This is a genomic window from Frigidibacter sp. (genome assembly GCF_030695035.1).
Lineage (GTDB): Bacteria > Pseudomonadota > Alphaproteobacteria > Rhodobacterales > Rhodobacteraceae > Frigidibacter.
On the sequence record NZ_JAUYTT010000006.1, the window covers coordinates 1 to 10,220 of the forward strand.

The 10,220-nt window shown below is 62.7% G+C and carries 8 protein-coding genes, 1 tRNA gene and 2 pseudogenes; all 11 read left to right on the top strand.

Annotated features, from left to right (window positions below; translation table 11 throughout):
• Positions 1-364 (top strand): annotated as a pseudogene (gene tuf, locus Q8S30_RS04045) (elongation factor Tu); the annotation flags it as partial.
• Positions 365-727: 363 nt separating this feature from the next.
• Complete coding sequence (locus tag Q8S30_RS04050) at positions 728-964, top strand: hypothetical protein (RefSeq protein ID WP_305664763.1); 237 nt, start codon at positions 728-730, stop codon at positions 962-964.
• A gap of 194 nt (positions 965-1,158) precedes the next feature.
• Positions 1,159-1,234, top strand: a tRNA-Trp gene (locus Q8S30_RS04055).
• A gap of 164 nt (positions 1,235-1,398) precedes the next feature.
• Positions 1,399-1,596, top strand: coding sequence for a preprotein translocase subunit SecE (gene secE, locus Q8S30_RS04060; protein WP_305664764.1), 198 nt, complete (start codon positions 1,399-1,401; stop codon positions 1,594-1,596).
• Positions 1,597-1,819: 223 nt separating this feature from the next.
• Positions 1,820-2,353, top strand: coding sequence for a transcription termination/antitermination protein NusG (nusG, locus tag Q8S30_RS04065; RefSeq protein ID WP_305664765.1), 534 nt, complete (start codon positions 1,820-1,822; stop codon positions 2,351-2,353).
• A gap of 100 nt (positions 2,354-2,453) precedes the next feature.
• Entirely contained in the window at positions 2,454-2,906 is a 453-nt protein-coding gene (gene rplK, locus Q8S30_RS04070) for a 50S ribosomal protein L11 (RefSeq protein ID WP_305664766.1), read from the top strand.
• A gap of 3 nt (positions 2,907-2,909) precedes the next feature.
• Positions 2,910-3,608, top strand: coding sequence for a 50S ribosomal protein L1 (gene rplA, locus Q8S30_RS04075; RefSeq protein ID WP_305664767.1), 699 nt, complete (start codon positions 2,910-2,912; stop codon positions 3,606-3,608).
• A 277-nt stretch (positions 3,609-3,885) separates the two neighbouring features.
• Positions 3,886-4,401 carry a 50S ribosomal protein L10 gene (rplJ, locus tag Q8S30_RS04080; protein ID WP_161348695.1) on the top strand — a complete coding sequence of 172 codons (516 nt, stop codon included), beginning with the start codon at positions 3,886-3,888 and terminating at the stop codon, positions 4,399-4,401.
• A gap of 70 nt (positions 4,402-4,471) precedes the next feature.
• The gene (gene rplL / locus Q8S30_RS04085; RefSeq protein WP_161348694.1) at positions 4,472-4,843 is read left to right on the top strand and encodes a 50S ribosomal protein L7/L12; all 372 of its coding nucleotides are present in this window, start codon (positions 4,472-4,474) and stop codon (positions 4,841-4,843) included.
• Between the two features lie 253 nt (positions 4,844-5,096).
• Positions 5,097-9,230: a DNA-directed RNA polymerase subunit beta gene (gene rpoB / locus Q8S30_RS04090; RefSeq protein ID WP_305664768.1), complete on the top strand. Its 4,134-nt coding sequence runs from the start codon at positions 5,097-5,099 to the stop codon at positions 9,228-9,230.
• 46 nt (positions 9,231-9,276) lie between these two features.
• Positions 9,277-10,220, top strand: a pseudogene (locus Q8S30_RS04095) (DNA-directed RNA polymerase subunit beta'); the annotation flags it as partial.

Below are 10,220 nucleotides of genomic sequence, written 5' to 3' on the forward strand. Positions count from 1 at the left end.
CGTCGGCGTGCTGCTGCGCGGCATCGACCGTGAGGGCGTGGAACGTGGCCAGGTGCTGTGCAAGCCGAAATCGGTGAACCCGCACACCCATTTCGAAGCCGAGGCCTATATCCTGACCAAGGAAGAGGGCGGCCGCCACACGCCGTTCTTCGCGAACTACCGCCCGCAGTTCTACTTCCGCACGACGGACGTGACCGGGACCGTGAAGCTGCCGGAAGGCACCGAGATGGTGATGCCGGGCGACAACCTGAAGTTCGAAGTCGAGCTGATCGCCCCGATCGCGATGGAAGAAAAACTGCGCTTCGCCATCCGCGAAGGCGGCCGCACCGTCGGCGCCGGCGTCGTGTCGAAAATCCTGAAGTAACACGGACTTACCACCGTCTTGCAGACAAGGCCGCCCTTCGGGGCGGCCTTTTTTGTCTGTGCCAAGGCTCTGTGCGGCATTTCACAGCTTGGGTGCAAATTGGCCCAACTGCCCTCAGATCACGAAACATCACGGACCCGTGATAATCCGGCGAGGACATGTGTCGAAAATCGCATGTGAGGCCCTCTTGCTGCATTCGCGGACTTCACATCAAGAACACAGATGCGAGAGCCTGCGTGATCTGTGCGTGATTTCACATTGGGCGCCGAAGGGCGCATCTATTCTGCATCGAGGCACGAAAGACATGGGCGAACGACCCAGCCTTCCGGGGCCCCGACGACAGATAACCCAAAGGAAAACATCATGAAAAATCTGATCCTCGCCGCCGCCGCCCTTGTTGCCATCGCCGGAACTGCCTCGGCTTCGGGCCAAGGCTACCAGCCGAACAAACTGAGCAATGTCGATGCTGCCGAACTGCGGCACCTCGTCCCGAATGCGGACGTGAACAACCTGACCGCGGCGCAGATCGCTTCGGTCCAGGCCGCGCTGTACGGCAGCGACCAAGGCAAGGTTGCCGCGCTGCGCGCTGCGCTGCGCTAAGCAGTCCGGCCCTCGGGCCGACACGGGAAGGGCCACCCTCGGGTGGCCCTTTTGCGTGCCAAGGCCGATGCAGAACCCATGCAGAAACCATGCGCATACCATACATACGATTTGCGGCTGCAGCCCGTGCGCGCCCTGTGCGACTTCGCGCTTGATTTCCCCCGCAGGGTGCCTTAACTCCCCGCCCACGGCACAGGAGTTTAGCTCAGTTGGTAGAGCATCGGTCTCCAAAACCGAGGGTCGTGGGTTCGAGTCCCCCAACTCCTGCCAGTCCGTTTCCAGACATGCACCCCTGCGCGGCCGCACCGCCAGACAGTCGGCGGCCACCCTGCGCCGAGCAGGCTTGAACTGGCCGGGCGAACCCCGTATGTGCTGCCCATTCATGGTGGCCCCGCCCGGACGGCGGTGGCCCCAGCGACAAGCAGGTGAGACAGATGGCCAAGACCAATCCGCTTCAGTTCGTCCAGCAAGTGCGCGCGGAGGTGGCCAAGGTCGTGTGGCCGACGCGGCGCGAGGTCGGGCTGACCACCGTCATGGTGCTGATCATGGCGGCGCTGGCCTCGGTGTTCTTCTTCCTTGTCGATCTGGCGATCCGCTCGGGCCTGACGGCGCTTTTGAACGTCTTCGGCTAAGCCTCGCCCTTCGGTGCGGTGCCAAGGCGGACGGGCTTGAAATGCGCCGGGTTCACCTGTAAGGCGGGCGGACCTTTCGGATACCGGCGTGCATCGATTCGGGTGATGCGCGCTGTTTTTTGTTAGGTCGGGCAGTCAGCTGTCCGCAAGCAGGTGGGCAACCATCTGAAATAATGACGGAAGTTCCCGCGGGCGACCGCAGGTGAGACGGGGTAAGGCGAGCATGGCGAAGCGGTGGTATTCGGTGAGCGTTCTCTCGAATTTCGAGAAGAAGGTCGCCGAGCAAATCAGGCAAGCCGTTGCTGAAAAAGGTCTCGAGGACGAGATCGAAGAGGTACTGGTGCCGACGGAAGAGGTCATCGAGATCCGCCGCGGCAAGAAGGTTACCTCGGAGCGGCGCTTCATGCCGGGCTATGTGCTCGTGCGGATGGAGATGACGGACCGCGCCTATCACGCGATCGTGTCGATCAATCGGGTCACGGGCTTTCTGGGCCCGCAGGGCAAGCCGATGCCGATGCGTGATGGCGAAGTGAATGCGATCCTGAACCGGGCGGAAGAGGGCGAGGCGCAGCCGCGCAACCTGATCCGCTTTGAGATCGGCGAGCAGGTGAAGGTGGCCGATGGCCCCTTCGAAGGCTTTACCGGCATGGTCGAGGAAGTGGATGAGAGCACGAACCGTCTGAAGGTGACGGTTTCGATCTTTGGCCGCCCGACGCCTGTCGAACTGGAATTCACGCAGGTGTCCAAGGGCATCTGACGTGTGTGCCGTGGGAGGCGAGCGGGCCCGATGGGCCCTGCGGACCGGACCACTAAACCAAGGCCCTGCATGCGCGGGCTGGTGATAAAGGAGAGGCCACATGGCCAAGAAAGTCGTCGGGCAGCTGAAGCTGCAGGTGAAGGCGGGGCAAGCTAACCCGTCTCCGCCGATCGGTCCCGCGCTGGGTCAGCGCGGCGTGAACATCATGGCGTTCTGCAAAGAGTTCAACGCTCGCACGCAGGAAATGGAACAGGGCACGCCCGTTCCGACCGTGATCACCTACTATGCTGACAAGTCCTTCACCTTCGAGATGAAGACGGCGCCTGCGTCGTTCTTCCTGAAGAAGGCAGCCGGCCTGAAGCCGGTCGGCAAGCGCAACCGCCCGAAAGGGTCGGTCAAGCCGGGCCATACCGTGGTCGGCACTGTGACTGTCGCCCAGGTGCGCCAGATCGCCGAAGCCAAGATGAAGGATCTGTCTGCGAACGACGTGGAAGCGGCGATGCAGATCATCCTCGGCTCTGCCCGTTCCATCGGTATCGAGGTGAAGGGGTAAGTCATGGCCAAGCTCGGTAAACGCACCAAGGCGGCTCGGACCGCCTTCGAAGGCAAGATGCAACTCACCGTCGAGGATGCGCTGGCCCTGATCAAGACCTCGGCCACGGCGAAATTCGACGAGACTGTCGAGATCGCCATGAACCTGGGCGTAGACCCGCGCCATGCGGACCAGATGGTTCGCGGTGTGGTGACGCTGCCGAACGGCACCGGCAAGACGGTGCGTGTGGCGGTGTTTGCACGCGGTGCGAAAGCGGACGAGGCGAAAGCCGCGGGCGCCGACATCGTGGGCGCCGAAGACCTGATGGAGACCATCCAGTCAGGCAAGATCGAGTTCGACCGTTGCATCGCAACGCCGGACATGATGCCGCTGGTGGGTCGCCTCGGCAAGATCCTCGGCCCGCGCAACCTGATGCCGAACCCCAAGGTCGGCACCGTGACGATGGACGTGAAAACGGCTGTTGAAGCGGCGAAGGGCGGCGAAGTGCAGTTCAAGGTCGAGAAAGCCGGCGTGATCCATGCCGGTGTCGGCAAGGTGTCGTTCGACGGCGAGAAGCTGGCCGAAAACATCCGCGCCTTCGTGGAAGCTGTGACGCGCGCGCGCCCGTCGGGTGCCAAGGGTGCCTACCTGCGCAAGGTGTCGCTGTCCTCGACGATGGGCCCGGGCGTGTCGGTCGACCTGGCCTCGGCCGCCGGCAACTAAGGTTGCCAAGGTGCGCGCCTGGCGCGCACCGATAGAATTCTCCGGCCGCAAGGCCGGTGAGTGGCAGGGCGGACCGCAAGGCCCCGCCCTGACCTGTCCGAGACGGAGGGTGTGCCGGGTTCCCGGTGCTTAATGTCCTTCCCGAGATGGGGATCGAGACGGATTTCCCGGGGTTTCCTCGGGCGGTTTTGGCCTCGGGACCCTCACGGACCCGAACGCCGGGAGTGATCCCGGCAAACATGAGCCGGGGGGAAACCCCCATACTTGGAGTGAAACTGTGGATAGAGCCCAGAAAGAGAAAGTGGTCGAGGAACTCGGCCAGATCTTCGAAAGCTCTGGCGTCGTGGTGGTTGCCCACTACGAAGGCATGACAGTTGCTCAGATGCAGGCACTGCGGGCGGAAATGTCTTCCGTCGGTGGTTCCGTACGTGTCGCCAAGAACAAGCTCGCCAAGATCGCTCTTGAAGGAAAGCCCGGCGCAAGCATGGGTGATCTGCTCAAGGGGATGACCGTGTTCGCTTTCTCCGAAGACCCCGTCGCTGCGGCGAAGGTCTCGGAGGCCTATGCCAAGAAGAACGAGAAATTCGTGATTCTGGGCGGGGCCATGGGCGACACGGCTCTGGATGCTGCCGGTGTGAAAGCCGTGGCTGCGATGCCGTCGCGTGAGGAGCTTATCGCTTCGATCGTTGCGTGCCTCGGTGCCCCTGCCTCGAACATCGCCGGTGCCATTGGTGCGCCTGCTTCGAATATCGCGGGTATCCTCAAGACCATCGAGGAGCGGGAAGCCGCGTGAGCAACAACATGTCTGCGTAGGGTTGATGCCCTGACGTTAGACCCCCATCTTGTAAGAACGGAACAGAGAAATGGCTGATCTGAAAGCACTCGCCGAGCAAATCGTCAATCTGACGCTGCTGCAGGCCCAGGAACTGAAAACGATCCTGAAAGACGAATACGGCATCGAGCCCGCCGCTGGCGGCGCCGTGATGATGGCTGGCCCGGCTGCTGCCGCGGAAGTCGTCGAAGAGAAAACCGATTTCGACGTCGTCCTCGTCGAAGCCGGCCCGAACAAGATCAACGTGATCAAAGAAGTTCGCGGCATCACCGGTCTGGGCCTGAAAGAAGCCAAGGACCTGGTCGAAGCCGGCGGCAAAGTGAAAGAAGGCGCGCCGAAGGCCGAAGCCGAAGAGCTGAAGAAGAAGCTCGAAGCTGCTGGCGCCAAGGTCGAGCTGAAGTAATCGGGCAGGGTGCTTTCGCATCCTACCAACTGAAAAAGGCTGGGTCCGGGCTTGTCCCCGGGCCCGGCCGAACCTGTCTTGGAGAGGGCCTTAAGGGCCACGGGTGGCAAAGACCCTCTTCAAGGCGCGGTTCAAGGTTCGGGTGCTGGCCGGTGGGACGGTTGGCGGGAATGGAACCTTATCCCCTTCATTCGGCGGCGTGTTCCGTGGCCCCGACGGAACAAGCGCGCAGAGACGAAAGGTGACGACGAGCATGGCTCAGAGCTACGTTGGCCAGAAGCGCATCCGCAAGTACTTCGGCAAGATCCGTGAAGTCCTCGAAATGCCGAACCTCATCGAGGTTCAGAAATCCTCCTACGACCTGTTCCTGAAGTCCGGCGACGGACCGAAGCCGCAGGACGGCGACGGGATTCAAGGCGTGTTCCAGTCGGTGTTCCCGATCAAGGACTTCAACGAGAACGCCATTCTGGAGTTCGTGAAATACGAGCTCGAGAAGCCGAAATACGATGTCGAGGAATGCCAGGCGCGCGACATGACCTATGCCGCGCCCCTCAAGGTCACGCTGCGGCTGATCGTGTTCGATATCGACGAGGATACCGGGGCCAAGTCGGTCAAGGACATCAAGGAACAGGACGTCTACATGGGCGACATGCCCCTGATGACGCCGAACGGGACGTTCATCGTGAACGGCACCGAACGGGTGATCGTGTCCCAGATGCACCGGTCGCCGGGCGTGTTCTTCGACCATGACAAGGGCAAGACGCACTCGTCGGGCAAGCTGCTGTTCGCCTGCCGGATCATTCCCTATCGCGGCTCGTGGCTGGACTTCGAGTTCGACGCCAAGGACATCGTGTTCTCGCGCATCGACCGTCGCCGCAAGCTGCCGGTGACGACGCTTCTCTATGCCCTGGGCCTGGACCAGGAAGGCATCATGGATGCCTATTACAAGACCGTCACCTACAAGCACATGAAGAACCGCGGCTGGGTCACGCGCTTCTTCCCCGAGCGTGTGCGTGGCACCCGCCCGACCTATGACATCGTGGATGCCGCCACCGGCGAAGTCATCTGCAAGGCCGGTGACAAGGTCACCCCGCGTCTGGCCAAGCAGCTGATCGACGAGGCGAAGGTCACCGAACTGCTGGTTCCGTTCGATCATATCGTTGGCCGCTATGTCGCCAAGGACATCATCAACGAGGAAACCGGCGCGATCTATGTCGAGGCCGGGGACGAGATCACCCTGACCTATGACCGCGACGGCGAAGTCAACGGCGGCACGCTGAAGGTGCTGCTGGACAACGGCGTGACCGATATCCCGGTGCTGGACATCGACAACATCAACGTCGGCCCCTACATCCGCAATACCGTGGCCGCCGACAAGAACATCGGCCGCGATGGCGCGCTGATGGACATCTACCGCGTGATGCGCCCGGGCGAGCCGCCGACCATCGAAGCCGCCTCGAACCTGTTCGAGAGCCTGTTCTTTGACTCCGAGCGCTATGACCTGTCGGCCGTGGGCCGGGTCAAGATGAACATGCGCCTCGACCTCGATGCGCCCGACACGCAGCGCACGCTGCGCAAGGACGACATCATCGCCTGTATCAAGGCGCTGGTCGAACTGCGCGACGGCAAGGGCGAGATCGACGACATCGACCACCTCGGCAACCGCCGCGTTCGGTCGGTCGGCGAGCTGATGGAGAACCAGTACCGCGTCGGCCTGCTGCGGATGGAGCGGGCGATCAAGGAACGCATGTCCTCGGTCGAGATCGACACGGTGATGCCGCAGGACCTGATCAACGCCAAGCCGGCTGCGGCTGCGGTGCGGGAATTCTTCGGCTCCTCGCAGCTGTCGCAGTTCATGGACCAGACCAACCCGCTGTCGGAAGTGACGCACAAGCGCCGCCTGTCGGCCCTTGGGCCGGGCGGTCTGACCCGCGAGCGTGCCGGCTTTGAGGTGCGCGACGTTCACCCGACCCACTATGGCCGGATGTGCCCGATCGAAACGCCGGAAGGCCCGAACATCGGCCTGATCAACAGCCTTGCCACCTATGCCCGCGTCAACAAGTACGGCTTCATCGAGACGCCGTACCGGAAGGTCGTGGACTGCAAGGTGACCGACGACGTGCAATACATGTCGGCGACCGAGGAAATGCGGCACACGGTTGCGCAGGCGAACGCGCAGCTCGATGCCGATGGCCGGTTCATGAATGACCTCGTGTCCACCCGCCAGTCGGGTGAATTCATGCTGAACCCGCCCGAAGCGGTGGACCTGATCGACGTGTCGCCGAAACAGCTGGTTTCGGTCGCGGCCTCGCTGATCCCGTTCCTTGAGAACGACGACGCGAACCGCGCGCTGATGGGATCGAACATGCAGCGGCAAGCCGTGCCGCTGCTGCAGGCCGACGCGCCCTTCGTGGGCACCGGGATCGAGGCCATCGTGGCCCAGGATTCCGGCGCCGCGATCATGGCGCGCCGCGGCGGGATCATTGACCAGGTGGATGCCACCCGGATCGTGGTTCGCGCCACGGAAGACCTGGAAATGGGCGATGCCGGCGTCGACATCTACCGTCTGCGCAAGTTCCAGCGTTCGAACCAGAACACCTGTATCAACCAGAAACCGTTGGTGAAGGTGGGTGACCGGGTTGGCAAGGCCGAGGTCATCGCCGATGGTCCCTCGACCGACATGGGCGAGCTGGCCCTTGGCAAGAACGTCATCGTCGCGTTCATGCCGTGGAATGGCTACAACTATGAAGACTCGATCCTGATCTCGGAACGGATCGTCAAGGATGACGTCTTCACCTCGATCCATATCGAGGAATATGAAGTCGCCGCCCGCGACACCAAGCTGGGGCCGGAAGAGATTACCCGCGACATCCCGAACGTCGGCGAGGAAGCCCTGCGCAACCTCGACGAGGCCGGGATCGTCTATATCGGCGCCGAGGTCGGCCCGGGCGACATCCTTGTCGGCAAGATCACCCCGAAGGGCGAAAGCCCGATGACGCCGGAAGAAAAGCTTCTGCGCGCCATCTTCGGGGAAAAGGCTTCGGACGTGCGCGATACCTCGCTGCGTCTGCCGCCGGGCGATTACGGCACGGTCGTCGAAGTGCGGGTGTTCAACCGGCACGGCGTCGACAAGGACGAGCGGGCGCTGCAGATCGAGCGCGAGGAAGTCGAACGGCTTGCCCGCGACCGGGATGACGAGTTCGCGATCCTCGAGCGCAACATCTACGGCCGCCTGAAATCGACGCTGCTGGGCAAGCAGGCCGTGAAAGGCCCCAAGGGCATCAAGGCCGGCACCGAAGTGACCGAAGAGCTGCTGGAAACGCTGTCGCGTGGTCAGTGGTGGCAGCTGGCGCTCGGCGAGGAAGCCGATGCGCAGCAGGTCGAGGCCCTGAACGGGCAGTTCGAGGTGCAGAAACGCGCGCTCGACCACCGGTTCGAGGACAAGGTCGAGAAGGTGCGCCGCGGCGACGATCTGCCCCCGGGCGTGATGAAGTCGGTCAAGGTGTTCGTCGCGGTGAAGCGCAAGCTGCAGCCGGGCGACAAGATGGCCGGTCGTCACGGCAACAAGGGTGTGGTGTCCAAGGTGGTCCCGATCGAGGACATGCCTTTCCTCGGCGATGGTACCCCGGTCGACATGGTGCTGAACCCGCTGGGTGTGCCGTCGCGCATGAACGTCGGGCAGATCCTGGAAACCCATATGGGTTGGGCCGCGCGCGGCCTCGGGATCCGCATCGACGACGCGCTGCAGGACTATCGCCGGACCGGCGATCTGACCCCTGTGCGTGATGCGCTGCGCCACGGCTATGGCGATGACGTCTATGAAGACGCCTTCGCGAGCATGGACGAGGAAACGCTTGTGGACCGCGCCGGCAACGTCAAACGCGGCGTGCCGATTGCCACCCCGGTCTTCGACGGTGCCAAGGAAGCCGACGTGAACGACGCGCTGACCCGTGCCGGGTTCGACACGTCGGGCCAGTCGGATCTGTTCGACGGTCGCACCGGCGAGCAGTTCGCGCGGAAGGTGACGGTGGGTGTGAAATACCTGCTGAAGCTGCACCACCTTGTCGACGACAAGATCCACGCGCGCTCCACCGGGCCCTACAGCCTCGTCACGCAGCAGCCTCTGGGTGGTAAAGCCCAGTTCGGGGGCCAGCGCTTCGGCGAGATGGAGGTCTGGGCACTGGAAGCCTACGGCGCCGCCTACACCCTGCAAGAGATGCTCACCGTCAAGTCGGATGACGTGGCGGGCCGCACCAAGGTCTACGAGTCCATCGTCAAGGGCGAGGACAACTTCGAGGCTGGTGTGCCGGAGAGCTTCAACGTGCTGGTGAAAGAGGTCCGGGGCCTCGGCCTCAATATGGAACTCCTGGATGCGGAGGACGAGTGAGGGCGTTCGCGCCCTCCTCACCCATCCCTGAAATCAAGGACGCACAATGAACCAGGAACTGACCACCAACCCGTTCAACCCGCTGCAGGCGCCGAAGTCTTTTGACGAGATCAAGATCTCGCTGGCTTCGCCCGAGCGGATCCTCAGCTGGTCTTACGGCGAGATCAAGAAGCCCGAGACCATTAACTACCGCACGTTCAAGCCGGAACGTGACGGTCTGTTCTGCGCGCGCATTTTTGGCCCGATCAAGGACTACGAATGCCTGTGCGGCAAATACAAGCGCATGAAATATCGCGGCGTCGTCTGCGAGAAATGCGGCGTGGAAGTCACGCTGCAGAAGGTGCGCCGCGAGCGGATGGGCCATATCGAACTGGCCGCGCCGGTTGCGCATATCTGGTTCCTGAAATCGCTTCCGAGCCGGATCGGCCTCATGCTCGACATGACGCTGCGCGATCTGGAACGGATCCTGTATTTCGAGAACTATGTGGTGATCGAGCCGGGTCTGACCGACCTCAGCTATGGCCAGCTGATGACCGAGGAAGACTTCCTCGACGCGCAGGACCAGTATGGCGCCGATGCTTTCACCGCCAATATCGGGGCGGAAGCGATCCGCGAGATGCTGAGCCAGATCGACCTCGAGTCGACGGCGGAGCAGCTGCGCGAAGAGCTGAAGGAAGCCACCGGCGAGCTGAAGCCGAAGAAGATCATCAAGCGGCTGAAGATCGTTGAATCCTTCCTCGAGTCGGGAAACCGGCCCGAGTGGATGGTGCTGACGGTCATTCCGGTCATCCCGCCGGAACTGCGCCCGCTGGTGCCGCTGGATGGTGGCCGCTTTGCCACCTCCGACCTCAACGACCTCTATCGCCGGGTCATCAACCGGAACAACCGCCTCAAGCGGCTGATCGAGCTGCGCGCGCCCGACATCATCGTCCGCAACGAAAAGCGGATGCTGCAGGAATCGGTCGATGCGCTGTTCGACAACGGCCGCCG

Coding starts and splice junctions, on each gene's coding strand:
- rpoB (WP_305664768.1), top strand. CDS start 5,097: ATGGCTCAGAGCTACGTTGGCCAGAAGCGCATCCGCAAGTACTTCGGC.
- secE (WP_305664764.1), top strand. CDS start 1,399: ATGGCCAAGACCAATCCGCTTCAGTTCGTCCAGCAAGTGCGCGCGGAG.
- rplK (WP_305664766.1), top strand. CDS start 2,454: ATGGCCAAGAAAGTCGTCGGGCAGCTGAAGCTGCAGGTGAAGGCGGGG.
- rplA (WP_305664767.1), top strand. CDS start 2,910: ATGGCCAAGCTCGGTAAACGCACCAAGGCGGCTCGGACCGCCTTCGAA.
- rplL (WP_161348694.1), top strand. CDS start 4,472: ATGGCTGATCTGAAAGCACTCGCCGAGCAAATCGTCAATCTGACGCTG.
- nusG (WP_305664765.1), top strand. CDS start 1,820: ATGGCGAAGCGGTGGTATTCGGTGAGCGTTCTCTCGAATTTCGAGAAG.
- Q8S30_RS04050 (WP_305664763.1), top strand. CDS start 728: ATGAAAAATCTGATCCTCGCCGCCGCCGCCCTTGTTGCCATCGCCGGA.